At 62.6% G+C, this 22418-nt stretch carries 21 protein-coding genes; 16 read left to right on the top strand and 5 right to left on the bottom strand.

Annotation, left to right across the window (positions count from 1 at the left end; all coding sequences use genetic code 11):
- Position 1 precedes the first annotated feature (1 nt).
- Genes KFO72_RS19575 through KFO72_RS19550 form a run of 6 tightly spaced genes read left to right on the top strand, consistent with a single transcriptional unit; the run spans position 2 to position 5127 of the window.
- A complete protein-coding gene (locus KFO72_RS19575; protein WP_062917206.1) occupies positions 2–1684 on the top strand; it encodes an ATPase, T2SS/T4P/T4SS family in 1683 nt (560 codons plus the stop codon).
- 10 nt (positions 1685–1694) lie between these two features.
- On the top strand, positions 1695–2537 hold the full coding sequence (locus KFO72_RS19570; protein WP_225032792.1) for a type II secretion system F family protein: 843 nt from the start codon (positions 1695–1697) through the stop codon (positions 2535–2537).
- A gap of 7 nt (positions 2538–2544) precedes the next feature.
- Positions 2545–3426 carry a type II secretion system F family protein gene (locus KFO72_RS19565; protein WP_225032791.1) on the top strand — a complete coding sequence of 294 codons (882 nt, stop codon included), beginning with the start codon at positions 2545–2547 and terminating at the stop codon, positions 3424–3426.
- A complete protein-coding gene (locus KFO72_RS19560; RefSeq protein ID WP_060604945.1) occupies positions 3423–3773 on the top strand; it encodes a DUF192 domain-containing protein in 351 nt (116 codons plus the stop codon). The genes KFO72_RS19565 and KFO72_RS19560 overlap by 4 nt, the downstream gene beginning before the upstream one ends.
- A complete protein-coding gene (locus KFO72_RS19555; RefSeq protein ID WP_176055350.1) occupies positions 3755–4552 on the top strand; it encodes a TadE family protein in 798 nt (265 codons plus the stop codon). The genes KFO72_RS19560 and KFO72_RS19555 overlap by 19 nt, the downstream gene beginning before the upstream one ends.
- A complete protein-coding gene (locus tag KFO72_RS19550) occupies positions 4552–5127 on the top strand; it encodes a lytic transglycosylase domain-containing protein (protein WP_225032790.1) in 576 nt (191 codons plus the stop codon). Before KFO72_RS19555 ends, KFO72_RS19550 begins: the two co-directional genes overlap by 1 nt.
- A gap of 166 nt (positions 5128–5293) precedes the next feature.
- On the opposite strand, the gene KFO72_RS19545 is transcribed toward KFO72_RS19550, so the two are convergent.
- Positions 5294–6019 carry an IclR family transcriptional regulator gene (locus KFO72_RS19545; protein ID WP_054933445.1) on the bottom strand — a complete coding sequence of 242 codons (726 nt, stop codon included), beginning with the start codon at positions 6017–6019 and terminating at the stop codon, positions 5294–5296.
- Between the two features lie 165 nt (positions 6020–6184).
- Between KFO72_RS19545 and KFO72_RS19540 the strand changes: the two genes are divergently transcribed.
- From KFO72_RS19540 to KFO72_RS19495, 10 genes are all read left to right on the top strand, one after another.
- Positions 6185–6883 (top strand): RraA family protein, encoded by a 699-nt coding sequence (locus KFO72_RS19540; protein WP_054933431.1) that lies wholly within the window; start codon positions 6185–6187, stop codon positions 6881–6883.
- On the top strand, positions 6883–7830 hold the full coding sequence (locus tag KFO72_RS19535) for an NAD(P)-dependent oxidoreductase (protein ID WP_062917200.1): 948 nt from the start codon (positions 6883–6885) through the stop codon (positions 7828–7830). The genes KFO72_RS19540 and KFO72_RS19535 overlap by 1 nt, the downstream gene beginning before the upstream one ends.
- A 22-nt stretch (positions 7831–7852) precedes the next feature.
- Positions 7853–8782 carry an SMP-30/gluconolactonase/LRE family protein gene (locus KFO72_RS19530; RefSeq protein ID WP_225032789.1) on the top strand — a complete coding sequence of 310 codons (930 nt, stop codon included), beginning with the start codon at positions 7853–7855 and terminating at the stop codon, positions 8780–8782.
- Positions 8783–8853: 71 nt separating this feature from the next.
- The gene (locus KFO72_RS19525) at positions 8854–10233 is read left to right on the top strand and encodes an MFS transporter (RefSeq protein WP_107203461.1); all 1380 of its coding nucleotides are present in this window, start codon (positions 8854–8856) and stop codon (positions 10231–10233) included.
- Between the two features lie 44 nt (positions 10234–10277).
- Positions 10278–11429: a porin gene (locus KFO72_RS19520; RefSeq protein ID WP_062917198.1), complete on the top strand. Its 1152-nt coding sequence runs from the start codon at positions 10278–10280 to the stop codon at positions 11427–11429.
- A gap of 9 nt (positions 11430–11438) precedes the next feature.
- On the top strand, positions 11439–12485 hold the full coding sequence (locus tag KFO72_RS19515; protein WP_225032788.1) for an amidohydrolase family protein: 1047 nt from the start codon (positions 11439–11441) through the stop codon (positions 12483–12485).
- On the top strand, positions 12482–13762 hold the full coding sequence (locus KFO72_RS19510) for an MFS transporter (RefSeq protein WP_225032787.1): 1281 nt from the start codon (positions 12482–12484) through the stop codon (positions 13760–13762). The genes KFO72_RS19515 and KFO72_RS19510 overlap by 4 nt, the downstream gene beginning before the upstream one ends.
- Positions 13763–13764: 2 nt before the next feature.
- Positions 13765–14997 carry an MFS transporter gene (locus tag KFO72_RS19505; RefSeq protein WP_176055356.1) on the top strand — a complete coding sequence of 411 codons (1233 nt, stop codon included), beginning with the start codon at positions 13765–13767 and terminating at the stop codon, positions 14995–14997.
- A gap of 12 nt (positions 14998–15009) precedes the next feature.
- Entirely contained in the window at positions 15010–16332 is a 1323-nt protein-coding gene (locus KFO72_RS19500) for an MFS transporter (RefSeq protein ID WP_225032786.1), read from the top strand.
- A 2-nt stretch (positions 16333–16334) separates the two neighbouring features.
- On the top strand, positions 16335–17267 hold the full coding sequence (locus KFO72_RS19495; protein ID WP_107203457.1) for an amidohydrolase family protein: 933 nt from the start codon (positions 16335–16337) through the stop codon (positions 17265–17267).
- A gap of 176 nt (positions 17268–17443) precedes the next feature.
- On the opposite strand, the gene acnA is transcribed toward KFO72_RS19495, so the two are convergent.
- From acnA to KFO72_RS19475, 4 genes are all read right to left on the bottom strand, one after another.
- Positions 17444–20161 (bottom strand): aconitate hydratase AcnA, encoded by a 2718-nt coding sequence (gene acnA / locus KFO72_RS19490; RefSeq protein WP_054933440.1) that lies wholly within the window; start codon positions 20159–20161, stop codon positions 17444–17446.
- Positions 20162–20211: 50 nt separating this feature from the next.
- Entirely contained in the window at positions 20212–21663 is a 1452-nt protein-coding gene (locus KFO72_RS19485) for a bifunctional 2-methylcitrate dehydratase/aconitate hydratase (protein ID WP_062917193.1), read from the bottom strand.
- Positions 21664–21687: 24 nt separating this feature from the next.
- Positions 21688–22173, bottom strand: coding sequence for a hypothetical protein (locus KFO72_RS19480; RefSeq protein WP_054933442.1), 486 nt, complete (start codon positions 22171–22173; stop codon positions 21688–21690).
- A 102-nt stretch (positions 22174–22275) separates the two neighbouring features.
- Positions 22276–22418: citrate/2-methylcitrate synthase (locus tag KFO72_RS19475; protein ID WP_318248510.1), on the bottom strand; the 143-nt coding region annotated here is incomplete at its 5' end.

Genomic DNA, 22418 nt, shown 5'->3' with positions numbered 1-22418 from the left:
CATGCTGAAACTGCAAGTGCAATCGCGCAATGCGCCCGCGCGCACCTTCCACGTCGATCGCGTGTGCACGATCGGCCGTGACGCGACCTGCGATATCGTCATCAAAGGGATGCTGGTTGGCCGCACGCATGCGCGTATCGTGAAGGACTTCCATGCGTGGTATGTCGAAGACCAGGGCGGGATTGTCGCGACCACGGTGAACGGCTCACCCGTCGTGCGGTATGGGCCGCTTGCGGAAGGCGATCAGATCGAAATCGGCATGACCGTGTTGAAGGTCGACGCGATGCAGGTCGTACCCGCGGAGGCTGCGAATGCGGCGCGGCCAGACGTCGAGAAGACTATGCCACGTCCAGCCGTGCTGGAAGAAGCCATGCACGCAGCCGCACCACCGCTTATCGCGCCGATCAACAGCGCTGAAGGCATCGAGCTTCGCAAGCTGCTGCACATGAAGGTGATTGCCGCGCTCGACTTGCGCCGCCTGAATGTCGCGCGGATGGCCGACGACGAACTGCGCACGACGGTGAGCGACGCGCTCGACGATATCCTCGCGCGTGACGCGGGCTTCAATCGCCCGGGCATCCCATTGCCGGTGCTCAAGAAAAGCGTGTTCGACGAAATCATCGGACTCGGGCCGCTCGAAGCGCTGATCGCCGATCCGACCGTCTCCGAAATCATGGTCAACCGGCACGATGAGATTTTCGTCGAGCAGCAAGGGCGGCTGGTGCGCTCGTCTGTGATCTTCACCGACGAGCGCGCGGTGCTCGGCGCGATCGAGCGGATCGTCGCGCCGATCGGGCGACGCATCGACGAAAGCTCGCCGATGGTCGATGCGCGCCTGAAAGACGGCTCGCGCGTGAATGCGGTGATTCCGCCGCTCGCGCTGAAAGGACCGAGCATGACGGTCCGCAAGTTTCCACAGCACAAGCTGCGCGGCGACGATCTGCAGACGTTCGGCTCGCTGTCGCACGCGATGCTCGCGTTCTTGCGCACGGCTGTCGAGCATCGTGCGAACATCGTCATATCGGGCGGCACGGGTTCGGGCAAGACCACGCTGCTCAACGTGCTGTCGGACTACATCCCCGACGCGGAGCGCATCGTGACCGTCGAAGATGCCGCCGAACTGCAACTGTCGCAGCCGAATCTCGTCGCGCTCGAAACGCGGCCCGCGAATCTGGAGGGCAAAGGTGCCGTGACGATACGCGAACTGGTGCGTAACTGCTTGCGCATGCGCCCCGACCGGATCGTGGTCGGCGAGTGCCGCGGTGGCGAAGCGCTCGACATGCTGCAGGCGATGAACACGGGCCACGACGGATCGCTGACCACGGCGCATGCGAACTCACCGCGCGACTGCATCGCGCGTCTTGAAGTGATGACGCTGATGGCGGGACTCGATCTGCCCGTGCAGGCGATTCGCGAGCAGGTGTGCGCCGCTGTCGACATCATCGTGCAGCAGACGCGCTTTTCGTGCGGCTCGCGGCGCGTGACGCACATTACGGAAGTGAGCGGCATCGAGTCGGGCGTGATCCAGTTGCAGGACGTGTTCGTGTTCAGGGAAGCGGGGCTCGACGACAACGGCAAGATTCGCGGGCAATTCGTGCCGACATCGTATATCCCCGACTTCTATCAGGATCTGATACGCCGCCGCATTCCCGTCGATACGTCGATTTTCACGCGCAACGAGTGAGGTTTCCGCGATGATGCTTATTCTTGTATCGGTGTTTTGCGGCGCGTCGATATCGCTCTGGCTGGCGACGCGCGCGGTCCGGCTCGCGCTGGCGAACGGCACGCGCCATCTGGCAAGCGAAGTCGAGCAGTCGCTTGCCGATGTCTTCGTGTTCGTGAACCGTCAGAAGGCGGCCGCTGCGACGTTGAGCGCGCTGGTCGTGTTGCCCGTGCTCGCGTTCGCGTTGAGCGGCAGCGTTCTGGTCTCGCTCGCGTCGTTGCCGCTCGTATGGTTCGTGCCGCGCAAGGTGCTTGCATGGATGCGCATGCGCCGCATCCGGATGCTGGAGCGCCAGTTGCCCGACATGCTGCTGATGATCGCGGGCGCATTGCGCGCGGGTGCAAGCCTGCCGATCGCCCTCGAAAGCGGCGTGCAGGAATCGGCGCCGCCGATCTCACAGGAGTTCGATCTGCTGCTGCGCGAAATCCGGCTTGGCATCGATCTCGACATCGCGATGCGCAACATCGAAAAACGCATACCTGTACCCGACTTCATGATGGTGACGGCAGCCGTGACCATTTCGCGCGAGGTGGGCGGCAATCTCGCGGAAGCGCTCGAATCCGTCGCGCGCACGTTGCGCGACAAGCTGCAGATGGAGGGCAAGATTCGCGCGCTGACTTCGCAGGGACGCATGCAGGGCATCGTGATGACGTGTCTGCCGCTCTTCTTGATGATGGTGCTGCGCGCGATGGAGCCTGTCGCGATGGCACCGCTCTTCACGACGCCGATCGGCTGGGGCACGCTCGCCGTGATCGCGGTGATGGAGTTTCTCGGCTATCAGTCGATTGCGCGCATCGTGCGTATCGACGTGTAGGTCTGCCATGCGACTGGTTCTGTCGTTTGCGATTGGTGCGGGATCGATGGCGCTGTGCGTGCTCGCGCTGCACGCGGTGCGCAGATTGATACGCGATGTGCCGAAGGAAGACCGCACGTGGCTCGATCCGTTGCCAGCGCTGCTGCGCTTCGTGTGGCCGGCCGTCAACTTTGCTGCGCACTACGGCGCTCGCCGGTTCGGCGCGCGGCTGATCGAACGTACCGATGCGCAATTGCGTCTCACGTCGCTCAACTTTCTGATGAACGCGCGGCAGTTTCTTGCGTTGTCGATGGTGTCGTCAGTGAGCGCGGTGCTGACTGCCTTGGCGGTGATGGGCGCGAGCGGTCTGTTTTCGGGGACGGTGCTGGTGCTGGTGATGTGCGTCGGCTATGTCTATCCGCGTATCTGGATGCGTGACGTGCGGCGGCGTCACGTCGCGATGGTGCTGCGCCAGTTGCCCGTGTATCTGGACTTTCTGACGCTTGCTGTCGAAGCGGGGCTCAATATCAACGGCGCGCTTCAGAAGGCGGTCGAGAAGGGCCCCGATGGGCCACTGCGGCGCGAGTTCGAACACGTGCTGCGCGACCTGAAATCAGGCTTGAATCGCACCGATGCGCTACGGCGTCTCGACGAACGTCAGCGGATCGGTGAAGTGTCGAACCTGATCCGCACGATTGCGCAAGCGGAACGGATGGGTTCGGGGCTCGCGAAGACGTTGCGCTTCCAGTCGGAGCAGCGACGCGCGGAACGCTTCCAGCGCGCGGAGAAGCAGGCGATGGAAGCGCCCGTCAAACTGGTGTTTCCGTTGCTGATGTTCATCTTTCCTGTGACGTTCATCGTGCTTGGTTTTCCGATTGCGATGAAGTTCATGCAGGAGGGCTTGCTGTGAGTCATGCGCGGCTGGTTCATCGCGGTGAGCCGACTCGTATCGTCGTCGAAGTCGCCGACAGGTCGATCGAGCGGATGCGCGGATTGCTCGGGCGCTCGCGGCTCGATGATGATCGCGCGCTGTGGCTCGAACCGTGCAATGCCGTGCATACGTTCGGTATGCGCTTTCCGATCGACGTGCTGTTTATCGACAGGCGTGGAGGCGTGCTGTCGATTCATAGAAATGTTGGCCGTGGGCGTGTGCTGTTTTGTTGGCGTGCGCGAGCGGCGCTGGAGTTGTGCGCGGATGCGGCGCAGGCGTTGCGTATCGAAGTTGGCGACAAGCTTGAATGGAGGGCTTCGACGTGAAGCGACGGCGTATGAGCAAACGCCGGATGACGGGGCAAGGGATGACGGAGTTTCTCGTCGTCGTGCCGCTGTTGCTGTTCTTCGGCTTCGTGACCGTGCAGTTCGTGCTGCTGTATCAGGCGAAATCGACCCTCGATGTCGCCGTGCTCGAAGCCGCGCGCGAAGGGTCCGTTAATCACGGATCGATGGATGCGATGCAAGCGGGACTTGCGCGTGGACTTGCGCCCTTGTACGCGCGGAGTGCCGATGCAGCGGGCGTGCAGTCGGCGCTGCTTGCCGCGCGGCGTGCCGTGGGCGAGGCGGCATCGATTGAGATCGTCAGTCCGACGCCGGCAATGATGCGCGACTTCGCGCGTCCGCGTCTTTATCCCGCTGAAGGCGCCGCGCATGATGAAATTCCCAACGACATGCTGATGTATCGCGACATCGAACACGGTGCGGAATCGGATGTGAATGTGCAGGACGCTAATGTGCTGAAGCTGCGCGTGCACTATTGCTTTGATCTGATCGTGCCCGTTGCGAACAAGGTGCTGTACTACGCGACGAATGTGATCGGCGATATTGCGGCGAACGGTGTGTTTTCGCGTGAGCCTGCGCAGGCGAATGTCGATGCGTATGGCTCGCCTAAGCGGGCTGATCGTTTGTGCAGGACGACGCTTGTCGATGGTTGGCAGAGCCAGCGTTGGCCCGTCGCGCTGGAATCCGAGGCGCTTGTGCGGATGCAGTCGCCGTTTCGCATGGATGCGGCGAACGAAGTGCATGCGACGGCGGGGCATTGATGCGCGGCCTCATCTGTCTCGTGGCAGTGGTGTGCATTGCCAGCGATGCGCACGGTGCCGGGCGTGCGGAGATGATGATCGGCGGGTTGAAGGGCGTCGATGCGGATGCGGGTGTCGCTGCCGTTTCGGATCAGCCGGTGATCGTCGAGTTCGGTGTGCCATTGGAGGCTCGGCACGCGCGTTCGAAAGTTCTCGCGTGGACGGCGCTGGTTGATGATGTTGCGAAGCATAGTGGTGTCGATAGAGCGCTGCTGATGGCTGTCATCGATGTCGAGTCGGGAGGTGATCCATTTGCGGTGTCGTCGAAGGGCGCAAGAGGGTTGATGCAGTTGATGCCGCAAACAGGCGCGCAGCAAGGCGCGGGCGATTTGTTCGATCCTTACCAGAATGTAGTCGCAGGTACGCGCTTGCTCGATACGCTGCTTGCGACGTTCGGTGATGTGCCGCTCGCGCTCGCAGCGTATAACGCGGGGGAAGGGGCGGTGCGTAAGTTCGGCGGTACGGTTCCGCCGTATGCGGAAACGCAGAAGTATGTGCGGCGGGTGATGGAGCGGGCGGTGGTTTATCGGCGATGAAGGGTAGTGATGGAAACTGGGTATCCGTATGCCGCAGTTGATTTGTCATTGTGCGCATAGCGGAGCCAGCCCGATGCGACCTGTCGCGTCGGCTCGGCGCCAGCGCGACATTCCGCCAGCGCATCTGAAGCCAACCACGAATGACACGTTGAACCGAACACTGGCCTTACGGAAGCGCCGATCGCGCGCGGTAGACGTTCTCGCAGAATCCAGCACTCGCCCCCAGCTTCCGCGATAGATCAGCGGCCGCGTCCAGTTGCGGTCGGTCCAGTTCGCCCGACGCGTGTGCGGCGCTCAGCCGGGAGGCAGGGCCCGAAAGCGTGAGTGCCGCCATGAACTTGTCGCCCGCGCCAAAAACCGGAACGGCGAATGCGGCCGTGTGCACGTCGCGTGCGCCCGCCGTGAAGACCGGCAGCGCAGGCGGTTTGTCGTATATCGGCTCGCCAAGGCCCCAGAAACGGATCACCTGGCTGATAGCCGTGTCGTCGAGCGGCAGTGTCGTTCCCGCGAGCCGCGTTTCGCGCAGACCTTCGGACGGCTCGACGCGGAACAGGCAAAGCCGCTGACCTTTGTCGTGAACGTAGTACGATGCGCTTTCTTTCGTCAGCGCCGCCAGCGCATGCAGCGCCGGTTCCACGACTGTGGATAGATGGAACGACTGCTCGTACAGCTTGCCCAGGTAAAGCACGCGATGCCCGAGCGAATAGTTGCCGGATTGCGCGCGCACGACATAACCCATTCGCTCCAGCGAGTTCATCAGTCGATAAACCGTCGTCTTGTGCATACCGGACGCTTGCGACAGCATCGCGAGCGACTGCGACTCGGCCCCCGGCTTGAAGCAATCCAGCAGCGATAGCGCTTTTTCGACTGCCACAACTCCCTCATTTCCCATTCCCGCCTCCCGTCGTTCGTTCGGTATCATTGTACACAGTAAAACGATGGTTTACACCGTAAAAGGGTAAACGCTAGTGGCCGCACGTGTTCCCGATGGCTATAGTGATTTCACATCGTACACTATGGTTGTACACAGTAAAACTCTCGAACTGAGGTGAAATCCATGAGCACTGCGTCCGCAGGTACTTCCGCCATCAATCGCAACGTTGAACGCGTGTCGCCGGAACTGGTTGAGGCAGCCGCCCGATATCAGGCTGCCATCCTCGCCGACGTTGCGGGCCGTCGCGGCACGCTACATGGCCGGGTCAAGCCGCTGTCTCCGAAAATGAAAGTCGCAGGTCCCGCCGTTACGGTCGAAGTCCGTCCCGGCGACAACCTCGCCATCCACGCCGCGCTTTCGATCGCGAAGCCGGGCGACGTGATCGTCGTCGACGGGAAGGGCGATCTTTCCTGCGCGCTGATCGGCGAGATCATGGCGACCCAGGCGAAGGCAAGCGGCATCGCCGGGATCATCATCGACGGCGCCGTGCGCGACGCGCACGAGCTTGCCAACGGCGACTATCCGATCTTCGCGGCGGGTCTCAATCCCTGCGGCCCAACCAAAAGCGTCGCGGGCCTCGTGAACGCGCCGATTTCGGCCGGCGACACGGCCATCAACCCCGGCGATCTGATCGTCGGCGACACGGACGGCGTGGTCGTCATTCCGCGCAACGATGTCGCGCGCATCATCGAACTCGCGCAGAAAAAGCTCGACATGGAGACGGCGCGTATTGCGGCGATTCACAAGGGTGACGTGCGGCCGGGATGGATCGAGAAGGAACTGCGCGCGGTCGGCATGCTGGCGGAAGGCGAGGCACTGTGATGCAAACGGCTTCGCATAAACCCGTCGTCCTCGTGACAGCCGCGGATCTCGCGCCGCAAGCGCTCGACATGCTCACCCAGTTCGACGTCGTGTTCGCGGGCAAACAGCCTACGGAAGACGACATCGTCGCGCTGTGCGCCGCGCACAAGCCGGTCGCGATCATCGTTCGATACGGCAAGGTCAACGCCCGCATCATGGATGCCGCCGAAAACCTGCAGGTTATTTCGAAGCACGGCAGCGGCATCGACGTGATCGATCAGGCAGCCGCGGCCGCGCGCGGTATCGCGGTGCGCGCAGCCGTCGGCGCCAACGCCGCGGCCGTGGCCGAGCACGCCTGGGCGTTGATTCTCGCGTGTGCAAAATCGGTGCCGCAACTGGATGCGCGCATGCGCGCGGGTCACTGGGATAAATCCACGCACAAGTCCGTTGAACTGGATGGAAGCACGCTCGGCCTGGTCGGATTGGGCGCGATCGGCCGACGCGTGGCGGCGATCGGCGCTGCGTTCGGCATGAACGTGCTTGCGTTTGATCCGTACGCGAAAGAAGTGCCAGCTGGCGTAAAGCTCGTCGCACTCGACGACCTGTACGCCGCATCGGACGTCATCTCGTTGCATTGTCCACTGACGGCCGAGAACCGGCAGATGCTCAACCGCGACACGTTCGCGCGTTTCAAGCGCGGTGCGATTCTCGTCAACACGGCGCGTGGCGGTCTGATCGACGAAGCCGCGCTCGCCGACGCACTCGCAAGCGGCCAGTTGCGCTCGGCAGGTCTCGACAGCTTCGACGTCGAACCGATGACGAATCCGCATCCGTTCCAGCAGATCGCAAACGCGATCCTGTCGCCGCACATCGGCGGCGTGAGCGATGCCGCATACGTGAACATGGGCAAGGGCGCTGCCGCCAATGTTCTTGCCGTCATCGACGAACGCGCCCGCAACGCAGCCTGACGTTCGCACGAGAAGGTCCACCATGTTCTATCTCATCTCGCCCGAAGTACGCACAGCCGAAGTCTTCACGCGTATGCCGGACAAATTCCGCAAACCCGATGTGCAGACCGATTGGGCACGCGCGAATCGCGGCGGCCTTGCTACGGATTCCTTCCTCGAAGGCCCGGTGTGGGACCCGGAAGGCTATCTGTTCGTGACCGACATCCCGCACGGCCGCGTTTTCAGGATTTCGCCTTCGGGCGAGTGGGAACTCGTCGTGCAATACGACGGCGAGCCGAACGGCATGAAGCGTTACGACGAAGCGCGTCTGCTCATCACCGACTATCGAAATGGTCTGATGCTGCTCGACATCGCTAGTGGCGAAGTGCGCCCGCTTCTCGAGCGGCGCAATTCCGAGCGCTTCAGAGGCGTGAACGATCTCACGTTCGATTCGAACGGCAACCTGTATTTCACCGATCAGGGCCAAACCGGTCTGCACGATCCGACCGGCCGCGTGTACCGGCTGTCGGTGGACGGCAAGCTCGACATGCTGCTCGGCAATTGCCCGAGCCCCAACGGACTCGTGCTGTCGCCCGACGAGAAGGTCCTGTTCGTCGGCATGACGCGCGGGAACTGCGTGTGGCGCGTGCCGCTTCAGGCCGATGGTTCCGTCAGCAAGGTCGGGCAGTTCTTCACCTCCTACGGTCCGAGCGGTCCGGACGGTCTGACCATCGATACCGAAGGTCGGCTCTTCGTCGCGAACCCGGGGCTCGGTCGCGCGTGGGTGCTGAACCATCGTGCCGAACCCGTCGAGATACTGACGAGCCCCGCAGGCGCTTCGCTCACGAACCTCTGCTTCGGCGGCCCAGAGATGAAGACGCTCTTCATGACCGAATCTGTTTCTGGGACGGTTCTTAAAGCCGAAATGACGATTGCCGGTCCATTGCCCAACAGGGCGAAGCAGGCCGTCTGAGGCGCGGCGGGCGCTGCGCCCGCCAACTATCGATACATCGCGCCGACAGCAGCGCGTTGGAGGAGGCAAGCATGACGATTTCGCACACCTTGAGCGCCGAGGGCGCCGCGCGGCGCGCTGACGCAGCACCCGTCCAGGGCATTGCGCACGAAGACTACGCAGCCAGCGAGCGCACGCTCGCCAAGGCGTTCCGGCGAATTCTGCCGTTCATTTTCATCTGCTACGTCATCAGCTACCTCGATCGGACGAACGTCGGGTTCGCCGCGCTGACGATGAACAAGGATCTCGGTCTGACAGCCGAGCAGTTCGGCTTCGGTGCGGGGCTGTTCTTCGTCGGCTATTTTCTCTTCGAGATTCCAAGCAACCTGATCATGCAGAAGGTTGGGGCGCGCGTGTGGATCGCGCGCATCATGATCACGTGGGGTCTCTTTTCGATGGCGACGGCGTTCGTCGTCGGCCCGAAGAGTTTCGCCGCCGCACGGTTCCTGCTCGGTCTCGCCGAAGCGGGCTTCACGCCCGGCATCTATCTGTACTTCACGCACTGGTTTCCGGGCAAGTGGCGCGCGAAGGTGACGGCTGCGTTTCTCGTCGGCATTCCCGTGGCGAACATGATCGGTTCCCCCGTCTCGGGTGCCTTGCTCGAACTGGGCGGTCTGCACGGGCTGCGTAGCTGGCAGTGGTTGCTGCTGATCGAGGGCGTGCCGGCTGTGGTCCTTGGCATTGCCTGTCTGTTCGTGCTGGCCGACCGTCCCGAAAAGGCGAAGTGGCTGAGCGACGCAGAGAAGTCGTCGCTTGCGAAGCGTCTCGCGCTCGAACAGGGCGACATCGGCGCGCGTCACGGCAGCACGCTGCGCGATGCGATGACCAACTGGCGCGTGTTCGTGCTTGCGTTCGTCAATTTCTGCGGCATCGTCGGCTCGCTTGGCGTCGGTCTGTGGATGCCGCAAATCATCAAGCAGTTCGGCGTCGAGCACGCGGTCGTCGGCTGGCTCACGGCGATTCCGTATGCGATCGGCGCGGTCGGGATGGTGTGGTGGGCGCGCGTCGCCAATCGCGCGGCGAACCGCATTCCGTATGTGGCCGGCGCGCTGGTCGTGGCGGCCGTCGCGCTGTGCGCAAGTACGTTCGTCGACACGCCCGTGCTCAAGCTGATTGCACTCTGCTTCACGGTGAGCGGCATCCTCGCGTTTCAGGCGACGTACTGGGCTATTCCGTCGGGCTTCCTTACGGGCCGAGCCGCTGCCGGCGGCCTCGCGCTGATCGTCTCGGTGGGCAATCTCGGCGGCTTCGTCGGTCCGTCGATGATCGGCGCGCTCAAGCAGGTCTCAGGCGGCTTCACCGTGCCGTTGCTCGCCGTCTCAGGTGTGCTGCTGCTCGGTGCCTTGACCATCGCCTGGCTCGGTGATCCAGGCGCCGACGCAGGCGAGGCGCCTTTGGCAAACAAGGTGTGATCCACGCTCTCAAAACCAATCCATAAACACTTTCAGGAGACTCCATGCTGTTCAATAAAGCCAGCCACAACGTCAACACGAACGCCCGCCTGATGCTCGGCGCACTCGCAGCCGCAGGGGTGAGCCTGACCTGCGGCACCGCGCATGCGCAAAGCAGCGTCACGCTGTACGGCATCGCAGACGTTGGCATCGAGCACATCAACAATACAAGTGCTGGCGGCGCACAGACGCGCGAAGTGTCGGGCAACCTGTCCGGCTCGCGCTGGGGACTGAAGGGCGCCGAAGACCTTGGCGGCGGCATGAAGGCAATCTTCCAGTTGGAGAATGGCTTCAACATCAATGACGGCACGACCGCGCAATCGACCAAAGGTCTGGGCGCGAACGCGACGACGACGGCGCGGCTGTTCGGCCGTCAGGCATGGGTCGGCCTTTCGTATAAAGGCCAGCAGTTGACCTTCGGCCGGCAGAACGCACTGCTCTACGAACAGGCGGTGGCGTTCGATCCGATGGGTGCATCGTCGCGCTACTCGGTGTTGTCGCTCGACTACGCGATGGCCGCGCGAATCGACAACTCAGCAAAATACACGGGTGTATTCGGCCCGTTGACGGCACAGGCGATGTACAGCACGCGCTACGACACAGGTTACGGCGCCGAAGTGCCGGGCGCCGAAATCACCGGGCGCTTTTTCAGCGGCGCGCTGACGTTCGCGCAAGGTCCGCTCGCGGCAAGCGTCTCCTATGAGCAGCGCAACAGCAACACGCTCGCAAGCAACACGGGGACTGAGCGTCGCGCGACAGCAGCCGCTTCGTATCAGATTGGACGGGTGAAGGGCTTCGCGGGCTACCGCTATCTGCGTGCGTCGAATGCGTTCCTGCCTGCGAACCCGATCGTCGTTGCGAACGGCTCCGAAGCGAGCGCTGCGAATCTCTACTGGGCGGGCGCGCAGTACTTCGTCACGCCGGCGTTTGTCCTGACGGCTACCGGCTACTACCAGGACGTGCACTCGACGGGTGCCGATCCATGGCTCGCTGTGCTTTGCGCCGACTACCTGCTGTCCAAGCGCACCGATGTCTACGCGACGGCGGGCTTCGCGCGCAACAAGGACGGCTCCGCGCTCGGCGTGAACGGTTATGGAACGGTCGCGGCCGGACACAACCAGACGGGCGTGGTCATCGGCATGCGCCAGAAATTCTGAGGAGAAGCCATGCAGATCGTGCACGCGCCTCATTTGCCTGTCCGACCCGAGTGGCTCGTGCTGCGCGACGAGCCGGTGCTCGAACCGGCGCTTGCCATCGTCGATGCGCATCATCATCTGTGGGACCGTCAGACCGGACGGTATCTCGCGGATGAGTTCGGCAGGGATCTGGCGAGTGGGCATCGGGTCGTCTCGACGGTCTACGTGCAATGCCGCTCGATGTTGCGACAGGACGGTCCGGAAGCCATGAAGCCGCTTGGCGAGGTCGAGTTCGCCACGGGCGTCGCTGCGATGTTCGCAAGCGGCGCGTATGGGCAGGCGCGGTGCTGCGAGGCGATCGTCGGTGGCGCGGATCTGACGCTGGGCGCAGAACTCGATGGCGTGCTTGAAGCGATGCTGCAGGTATCGGGCGGACGTCTGCGAGGCATACGCAATCCGCTCGCGTGGCATGCGAGTCCCGAGGTGAGTTCGAGCCCGGTGACGCCGCCGCGTGACCAGATGACGAATCCGGCGTTCCGGCAGGGTGTCAGGGCACTCGGCCGCTTCGGTCTGTCGCTCGATGCGTGGGTCTACCACACGCAACTCGACGATCTGTATGAACTCGCGCGTGCTGCACAAGACGTGACTGTCGTCATCGACCATTTTGGCGGTCCGCTCGGCGTGGGTCCGCACGCCGGACAGCGCGCGGCTGTGCTTGCCGAATGGAAGCAAAAACTTGCACGGCTTGCGAGCCTGCCCAACACCCGCATCAAGCTCGGCGGCGCAGGGATGAACGTGTTCGGCTTCGACTTCGCCACGCGCGCGCTGCCGCCTTCATCCGAGCAACTGGCCGCCGCGTGGCGCCCGTATTTCGATGTTTGCGTCGAACTGTTCGGTGTGGACCGCTGCATGTTCGAAAGCAATTTTCCCGTCGACAAAGGGATGTTCAGTTACGGCGTGCTGTGGAACGCCTTCAAACGGCTCGCGTCCGCGATGTCCGCCGATGACAAGACCGCGCTCTTCAGCCGGACTGCGGCGACGACCTATCGCCTGGCGATTGCAGGAGACAACACATGAAGACGAGCGCAACGGTTGCGGCCACCGAATTCCCGGAGGGATCGCAAGCCAAGGGATTAAAGAACATCACGGGTACCGAGTGGCGCTCGTTGTCACTCGCGGGACTCGGCTGGACGTTCGAGAGCTATGACTCGTTCCTGCTTTCGCTTCTTCTGCCGACGTTGGCCCTTCAGTTCGGCTTGAGCAAGGCGCAGCTCGGCCTTTTTACGAGCATCACGGCGGCCGGACAGATCATCGGCGGCATTCTGTTCGGTTATGTGTCGGACCGCTTGGGGCGCGTGCGTACCGCGTTGCTGTGCGTCGGCATCTATTCGCTGTTCTCCGGCCTGATCGCGTTTGCGCCGAACGAACACTGGTTCGCTACATTGCGGTTTTTCGGCGCTTTGGGCATGGGCGGCACGTGGACGGCGGGTGCAGCGCTCATTGCCGAGACATGGCACGCGAGCCGGCGCGGCAAGGGCGGGGCACTGATGCAGATGGGTTTGCCCATCGGCGCGATTCTCGCCATCACGATCTCGGGAATCGTCAGCGGCGTGAACGACGGACTCGGCGGAAACAGCTGGCGTCTACTGTTTCTGATCGGTGCGTCACCGTTTTTCATTCTGTTCTGGGTCGCGAGAAAAACGCCTGAATCGCCGATCTGGTTGGAGCGCAGGCAGGCGAGGTCGTCAGTTCAGCGCGTGGCCGCAGCAAGCGGTGACAAGCTCAATGTGCGGGGACTGGTGACGGCGTTTGGCTTCATCTTTTTCCTGCAGTATCTGTACTGGGGCGTCTTTACGTGGACGCCAACGTTCCTTGTCACGGTGAAGCATCTCGACTTCGTACATAGCCTGAAGTTTGTGCTCGCGCTGCAATTCGGTGCGATCAGCGGGTTCCTGCTGTTCTCGGCATTCGTCGACCGGCTCGGCCGGCGGCCAATGTTCCTTGCCTATCTGCTCGTCGGGGCGGCCGCGGTCGGCGTGTACATCCTGTCATCGGATGCGCTGCTGCTGATGGTCGCGATTTTCCTGACTGGCTTCAGCGTGAACGGTATCTTCGCCGGCGCAGGCCCGTTTCTCGCGGAGATCATCGGCGATACGGCATCGCGCGGATTTCTGATGGGCCTCGCATATAACGGTGGCCGGCTCGGCGGCTTTATCGCACCGTTGATCATCGGCGCACTCGCGTCGACCTCGGGCGGTTTCGTGCTGGGCCTCGCGACGACGATCGTCGCATTCATCGCCGCTGCCGTGGTGGTGTTTTTCGCGCCGGAAACGCGCGGCAAGGCGCTGTCGTGACGATGACTGCACAAACGGGCTTCGTCAGCAGGCTGTTTCCGGCCCTTGCGGAAGCATCGTTGCGTCGGTATCTGAGCGGACAGGTCGCGTCCGTGCTGGGAAGCTGGACGCAGAACGTCACGCTGAACCTGCTCGTGTATCACCTGTCGGGGTCGGCGGCGATTCTCGCGCTGCTTAACTTCCTGCTGTACGGACCGCAACTGATCGTCGCACCGGTTGCAGGCTCGCGGATCAGTTCGGCCAATGCGAAGCGCGCGACCTTGTGCGTGCTCACGACCTCGCTGATACTCACGGCCAGTCTCTTCACGCTGTCGCTGCTCGGTGTGCTCGGTGTGAAACTGATCCTCGCGCATGCGCTCGCCATCGGCGTGTCGAGTGCGATCGAAACACCCGCGCGCCAGGTTCTGCTGCTCACGAGCCTGGAAGATCCCGCTCATACGTCGAATGCCGTCGCGATGAACACGATGGTCTACAACGTCGGCCGCATGGTGGGGCCGACGATTGCAGGCTTTGTCTATCCGACGCTCGGACCCAGAACATCGTTTGTGATCTACGCGTTCGCGCTCTGCTTCATGGCGACGTGCGTGCGTTCGATCAGAACGGCCTCTGCCGCGCGGCCCGCGCGGGCGGAGAGCAGCCTGCGCGACGCGGTGGGCTATGTGATGTCCGATATGTTCTCCGCGCGCTATCTGCCGATCCTCGCGTGCATCGGTTTGTTCGCCGGCAGCTATCAGACGCTCGTGCCGCTGCTCGCTGATCAGGGGTTTCATGACGCGGCGCGCTTTACGGGCGTGTTCTTCGCTTGCGCCGGTGCGGGTTCGTTGAGCGCGGCGATCCTGCTTTCCTCGGCGATTGGTCCGACGGCCTCGCGACGATTCATCGCGTGGGCGCCGTGGACAGCTGTCGGCGCGCTTGCGTCGCTCGCCGCGACGTCGGAAGCGGCAGCAACGATCCCGGCTTTCTACGCGCTCGGCTTCAGCCTCACTTTTGCGGCCACGTCGACGAACGCGACCATCCAGCGGCAGTGTCCCGAACACGTGCGCGGCGGGCTCGTCGGCATGTATGGGATGGCCTACAACGGCACGATGCCGTTCGGCTATCTGCTCGTCGGGACCGCGTCCGAAGCGCTTGGTGTCCGACATACCTTTGCAGCAATGGCAGCGGTGCTTGCCAGCGGCGTCATCGCCGTCATTGCGTGGCAGCGATTCACGAATCAGCGCATAGGCGCACAATAAACGGAGACGACGATGCAAACCGGTTTCATGGACAGGTCCGCGATCGAGCGCCGGACGATACGAAAGGTCGTCTGGCGACTCATTCCCTTTCTGATGGTGTGCTACCTGCTTGCCTTTATCGACCGGGGCAACGTGGGCATGGCGTCTCTGCAGATGAATCATGACCTTGGCATGTCGGCGAAGGTCTTCGGATTCGGCAGCAGTCTGTTCTTCATTTCGTACTTCTTTTGTGAAGTGCCGAGCAATCTCGCGCTGCAAAAGTACGGTGCGCGCATCTGGATCGCGCGCATCATGATCACGTGGGGCATCGTGTCAGCGGCGACCGCGCTCGTGCATAACGCGACGACGTTCTACATCCTGCGCTTTCTGCTTGGCGCCGCCGAAGCGGGCTTCTTTCCCGGCGTGCTGCTGTATCTGTCGTACTGGATTCCGGCGTCGTACCGCGCGCGCATCGTGGCGACCTTCATGGTCGCGATTCCGGCCGCGAGTTTCATCGGCTCGCCGATTTCGGCGCTGCTCCTGCAGATGGACGGATTCGGGGGACTGCGCGGGTGGCACTGGCTGTTCATTCTCGAAGGCATTCCGACCGTGCTGCTCGGCATCGCCTGTCTGTTCATGCTGACCAACAAGCCTGAGAACGCGAGATGGCTCGACGACGACGAGCGTACGTGGCTCGTCAACGCGCTCGTCAGCGAACACAAGGCGCCGAAGAAGGTGCCGTCGCTGCCGCTCGCGCAACTGTTCCGCAATCGCTATGTGTTGTGTCTCGCGCTCGTCGATACCTGCGCGTCGGCGGCGGGCAGCACGCTGTCGGTATGGCAGCCGCAACTGCTCAAGTCGTTTGGGCTTTCCGTCATGCAGACGGGCTTGCTGAACTCGGTTCCGTACGCGGTGGCTTCCGTCCTGATGGTCTACTGGGGGCGCCGCTCCGACCGGCTGGGCGAGCGCCGCTGGCACACCGTCGTGCCGATGCTGCTGATCGGTGCGGGCCTGTTCGCGACGTCGCTAAGCGGCTCGCTCCTGCCGACGATCTGCATGCTGTGCGGGGTGCTCGTCGGCGCGTATTCCTTCAAGGGCCCGTTCTGGGCACTGGCCACGGACATGCTGTCGAACAGCGCCGTGGCAGCAGGCCTTGCGACTGTCAACGCGATCGCGAACCTGCTCGGCGGCGGCCTGATGGTGAACGTCTATGGATGGGTGAAGGACGCGACGGGTAGCTACGCGCTGGCATTGATGCCGCTCGCCATTCTTACACTCGTGAGCGTCGCGACGCTGTTGCTCCTGACGCGCAACGGTTCGGCAAGCCGTCTTGCCGGGAAGACGGGGACCATCTGAGCATGAGGTCCAGAACGAGGCGCGAATTTCTCCAGGTTGCTGGCGCGGCGCTTGCGTCGGCAGCGCTGCCCAGCCTGGCAGGTGCAGAAGAAACATGGTCGAGCGGCACGCAGCAGCCGGTGTTCAGGCTGCCGGCAGGCGCCATCGACTGTCACATGCATATCTACGACGACCGGTTCCCGGTTGCGCCGGGCACGACGCTTCGCCCACCGAATGCCACGGTCGGCCAGTATCGGCTCCTGCAGTCGCGGCTCGGCGTGAAGCGGAACGTGGTCGTCACGCCGTCGACGTACGGAACGGATAACCGCTGCACGCTGGAAGCACTCAGGCAATTCGGCGATCAGGCACGGGGCGTCGCCGTCATCGATACTTCAGTAAGCGATGACGAATTGCAGACACTGCATCGGGGCGGCATTCGCGCGATTCGCTTCAACCTGAGTTATCCGGGCGCGACGACGCTGGACATGCTCGCGCCACTTGCCGCACGTATCTCCAATCTCGGCTGGCATATCGAGCTTGTCGTGCAGGGCGCGCGGCTGCCGCAGCTCGAACCTCATCTGGCGGCGCTGCCTTGTCCGCTAGTCATCGACCATATCGCGCACGTTCCGCAACCGGGCGGGCTCTCGTCGGATGCCTTGCGTGCCGCGCAACGTCTCGTCGAAAGGGGCAATACGTGGATCACGTTGTCGGGGCCGTACGTCGATAGCAAGACGGGTGCGCCTGCCTATGAAGACGTTGCACCCGTTGCGAAAGCGCTGATCGATATGGCGCCGGAGCGGATGCTATGGGGTACCGACTGGCCTCATCCGACGGCAAAGGCTCGAAAGCCGGACGATGCGAACCTGTTGGACATCATCGCGGGTTGGATTGGGCGTGCGGACTGGCAGCAACGGATATTCGTCGACAATCCCGTGAAGCTGTACCAGTTCGCCTAGCGGTTCTTGCGGCGTTGGAGAGACGACGTGGTCCAGTGGTTTTTCGGATGCTCGTCGCCAGAAACGCACGGCTACTGCGACGAACCAAAGCGACGAACAAAAAAAAGCCCGGATAAACCGGGCTTCTAAAAGTCACTGCGTCCTCAACGAGAACGCAGCACCTGCAAAGCGATAACTTACGCCGCGAGCAGCGAGCGCAGCACGAACGGCAGAATACCGCCGTGCTTGTAATAATCGACTTCGATCGGCGTATCGATACGCAGCAGAACCTGCACGCGCTGCTCCGACCCATCCTTGCGATGAATCACCAGCGTGACTTCCTGTTGCGGCTTGAAGTCGTCGCCGAGACCTTCGATGTCGTACGTTTCTTCGCCCGTGATGTTCAGCGACTGCACACTGTCCGTGCCCTTGAACTGCAGCGGCAGAACGCCCATGCCGACCAGGTTCGAACGGTGGATACGCTCGAAGCTGCGCGCGACCACAGCCTTGACGCCCAGCAGTTGCGTGCCCTTCGCCGCCCAGTCACGCGACGAGCCCGTGCCGTACTCTTCGCCCGCGAAGATGACCGTCTGCGTGCCGGCGTCGATGTACTTCATCGCTGCGTCGTAGATGGACAGCTGTTCGCCGCTCGGCTGGTGAATCGTCAGGCCGCCTTCGACGCGCGTGCCATCGGCCTTCGCCGGGATCATCAGGTTCTTGATGCGGACGTTCGCGAACGTGCCGCGCATCATCACGTCGTGGTTGCCGCGGCGCGAGCCGTAGCTGTTGAAGTCGGCCTTCTGCACGCCGTTTTCCTTCAGCCACTTGCCTGCGGGCGAATCTTCCTTGATCGAGCCTGCCGGCGAGATGTGGTCGGTCGTGACCGAGTCACCGAAGATGCCCAGTGCGCGCGCACCCTTCACGGCGGCGATGCTCGAAGCCGGCTCCATCGAGAAGTTGCTGCCGAAGAACGGCGGCTCCGCGATGTAGGTCGACTTCGGCCAGTCGTAGACCTGGCCTTCTTCGCCTTCGATCTTGCTCCACAGGTCGCCCTTCTTGGTGAGCTGCGCGTAGTTCGTGCGGAACGCGTCGGCGTCCAGCGCGAACTTGAGCAGCGCGTTGACTTCCTCGCTCGTCGGCCAGATGTCGCCGAGGTAGATGTCGCGGCCGCCCTTGCCCTTGCCGACGGGTTCCGTCATCAGGTCGCGCGTGATGTTGCCCGCGATCGCGTAAGCGACGACCAGCGGCGGCGAAGCCAGGAAGTTCGCGCGGATGTTCGGATGAATACGCGCTTCGAAGTTACGGTTGCCCGACAGCACGGCCGCCGCGACGATGTCGTTCTTCGTGATCGCTTCGTTCAGTTCCGGCGTCAGGTCGCCCGCATTGCCGATACAGGTCGTGCAGCCATAAGCAGCCAGCGTGAAGCCGAGCTTGTCGAGGTACGGCAGCAGGCCCGTCTTCGTCAGGTACTCGGTGACGATACGCGATCCCGGCGCCAGCGACGTCTTGATGTGCGGCGCCACTTCCAGGCCGGCTTCGACCGCCTTCTTTGCCAGCAGGCCCGCCGCGAGCAGCACGCTCGGGTTCGACGTGTTCGTGCACGACGTGATCGCGGCGATCAGGATGTCGCCGTTCTTCACGTTGACGCCGTTGCTCGTCGTGTATTGCGTGTCGAGGTCGGCGGCCTTCTTCGCAAAGCCGTTTTCGCCGACCGGCTTCGAGAACAGGTCCGTGAAGGTCGACTTGACGTGGGTGATCTCGATGCGGTCTTGCGGACGCTTCGGGCCGGCCAGCGACGGCGCAACCGTGCCCAGGTCCAGCGTGACGACCTTCGTGTAGTCGATATCGCCGGCGTCGGGGATGCCGAACAGATCCTGCGCCTTGAAGTAGTTTTCGAAGGCGGAGATTTCGGCGTCCGTGCGGCCCGTGCCCTTGAAGTAGTCGATCGTCTTTTCGTCGACCGGGAAGAAGCCCATCGTCGCGCCGTATTCCGGCGCCATGTTGCCGATCGTCGCGCGGTCCGGCAGCGACAGCGAGCGCGTGCCTTCGCCGAAGAATTCGACGAACTTGCCGACCACCTTTTCTTTACGCAGCAGTTCGGTGATGGTCAGCACCAGGTCGGTCGCCGTCACGCCTTCGCGCAGCTTGCCCTTCAGGTGCACGCCGACCACGTCCGGCGTCAGGAAGTACACCGGCTGGCCGAGCATGCCCGCTTCCGCTTCGATGCCGCCCACGCCCCAGCCGACCACGCCGATGCCGTTGATCATCGTCGTGTGGCTGTCCGTGCCGACCAGCGTGTCCGGGTAATAGACGGTGTCGCCGTTTTCAGCCTTCTTGTGCACGCCACGTGCGAGGTATTCCAGGTTCACCTGGTGAACGATGCCGACGCCCGGCGGCACGACCTTGAACGTGTCGAACGCCTGCATGCCCCACTTCATGAACTGGTAGCGCTCGTTATTGCGCTTGAACTCCAGCTTCATGTTCAGGTCGAGCGCGTCCTTTTCGCGGAAGTGGTCGATCTGCACCGAGTGATCGACGACGAGATCGACGGGGACCAGCGGCTCGATCGACTTCGGGTTCTTGCCCGCGCGCTGCGCGACGCCGCGCATGGCTGCGATGTCGGCCAGCAGCGGCACGCCCGTGAAGTCCTGCAGCACGACACGTGCAACGACGAACGGAATTTCGTCGACGCGCGAAGCCGTCGGCTTCCAGTTCGCGAGCTGCTCGATGTGTTCTTCCGAGATCTTCTTGCCGTCGTAGTTACGCAGCACCGATTCCAGCACGAGGCGGATCGACACGGGCAGCCGGTCGATCTTGACGTTCAGCGCCTTACCAAGCTGCGGCAGCGAATAGAACTTGCCTTTGCCGGAACCGCTGTCGAATTCCTTGAGTGTTTTGTGGAGATTGTGGGCCATGGTAATTTTCCTGGGGTTTTCGAGGAAATGACGTTGCTACGTTTCTGAACTCACATGACGTACAGATCGACGTATTCATTGACAGGCATCGCTTCTAACTTTGCCTGATCCAGCGACACATCGAGGATCGCTTGTTGTTGCTTCGCCGCAAAGCGCCGCGCGAGATTCGTCCTGAACTTCTCGACCAGCAGCGGGATGCCTTCGGCGCGGCGACGCTTGTGACCGAGCGGGTACTCAACGACTACCTCGTCGAACGTCGATCCGTCGGTGAACGCGATTGTCAGCCCATTTGCGATCGAGCGCTTGTCCGGGTCGTGATAATCCTTCGTGAACTGCGGATCTTCCACGCATTCCATCTTGTCGCGCAGCGCGTCGATGCGCGGGTCGCGCGCGACGGCGTCTTCGTAATCGGCAGCCGTCAGGCGCCCGAAAATCAGCGGCACGGCGATCATGTACTGGATACAGTGATCGCGGTCGGCCGGATTGTTCAGCGGGCCTTTTTTATCGATGATGCGGATGGCCGCTTCGTGCGTGCGGATCGTGATCTTCGCGATGTCTTCGATACGCCTGCCGCTCGCGCCCAACTGCTGATGCAGCGACATCGCCGCTTCAGCAGCCGTTTGCGCATGGAATTCCGCGGGGAACGAAATCTTGAAGAGCACGTTCTCCATCACGTACGTGCCGTACGGACGCTGGAACCGGAACGGCTGTCCTCTGAACAGCACGTCGTAGAAGCCCCACGTTTTCGCGGTCAGCACGGACGGATAGCCCATTTCGCCCGTCTTCGCGATCAGCGCGAGACGCACCGCGCGCGACGTGGCGTCGCCTGCTGCCCAGGACTTGCGCGAGCCCGTGTTCGGCGCATGGCGGTAAGTGCGCAGCGCGTGTCCATCGACCAGCGCCTGCGAGACTGCGTTGATCAGCTCATCGCGCGACAGTCCGAGCAACTGGCCAACCACGGCTGTGGAAGCAAGCTTCACGAGCAGCACATGATCGAGGCCGACCTTGTTGAACGAGTTTTCGAGCGCGATGCAGCCTTGAATTTCGTGCGCCTTGATCATGGCGATCAGGACGTCTTTCATCGCGAGCGGCTTTTTGCCGTTGGCGACAGCGGTGCGCGAGAGCCAGTCGGCCGTCGCGAGAATGCCGCCGAGGTTATCGGACGGATGGCCCCATTCGGCCGCAAGCCAGGTGTCGTTGAAGTCGAGCCAGCGGATCATGGCGCCGATGTTGAACGCGGCTTGCACAGGGTCCAGCTGGAACGGCGTGCCCGGCACCCTGGCGCCGTTCGGGACGATCGTGCCGGGCACGATCGGTCCCATCAGCTTGGTGCAGGCAGGGTAGGACAGGGCTTCGAGTCCGCAGCCGAGCGTGTCGATCAGGCAATTGCGCGCCGTCTCCAGCGCAAGATCGCTCTCGAGCTTGTAATCCAGCACATAGTCGACGATATCGACCAGTACTGTATCCGGATCGGGCCGGACGTTGGAGATCGGTGCGGACATCGAGGTTTCCCTGTCAGGCCCGTGTTACTGGGCCTTGTTGATGGCGTTCGACTGCGTCGGCGCCGGCGCGCCTTGGGACATGGCGGCCGTCACGCATTCGTCGGCCAGACGCGAGCTGTCCTTGTCCGAGAACAGCATCGCCTTGGTCGGGATCACGACGAGGTCCATGCCGCTTGCGGCGTCGTGGAAGCGATCTGCGCCCGTCGTCGTGTTTTCACGCGGCAGGTTGTAGTTCTTGTTGCCCCAGTGGACAGTGACGATCTGGTCGCGCTTCATGTCGCCCTTCAGTTCGAACGACAGACCTTCCTTGCACGACCACTTTTCCGCACCCTCCGGAACCGGATCGACCTTGGCTTCCTTGGCCGGATTCGGCTTGCGCTTGATCAGGCGCTTGGGCTGCGGCGCCTTCGGCTTGGCCGTGGTGGTCGATTGTGCGAACGCGCTGGGCGCCGTCACCAGCAGTGTCGAAGACAGAGCGCCAATAACGGTAGCGATCAGCAGTTTTTTCATGGGAGAGAACCTTTCTATCTAATTTCAGAGTTTAAACAGTGCACGATTGCAATTTCACAACCGCCGGGGTACTGCACGCGCCCCGAGAGCGCACAGCGGACGCTATTTTCTCCTATTTAGCGCCACGAACTTCAAATTCTCCGGTCCGGTGTAATTTGCGCTGGGTCGAATGATCTTGTTGTCGACGCGTTGCTCGATGATGTGCGCGGCCCAGCCGGACGTGCGCGAGATCACGAAGAGCGGCG

The sequence above is a fragment of the Paraburkholderia sp. XV genome, from assembly GCF_020177535.1.
Classification (GTDB): Bacteria; Pseudomonadota; Gammaproteobacteria; order Burkholderiales; family Burkholderiaceae; genus Paraburkholderia; species Paraburkholderia caribensis.
The sequence above is the reverse complement of the archived record's forward strand: the minus strand, read 5'-3'. Positions and strand labels throughout refer to the sequence as shown.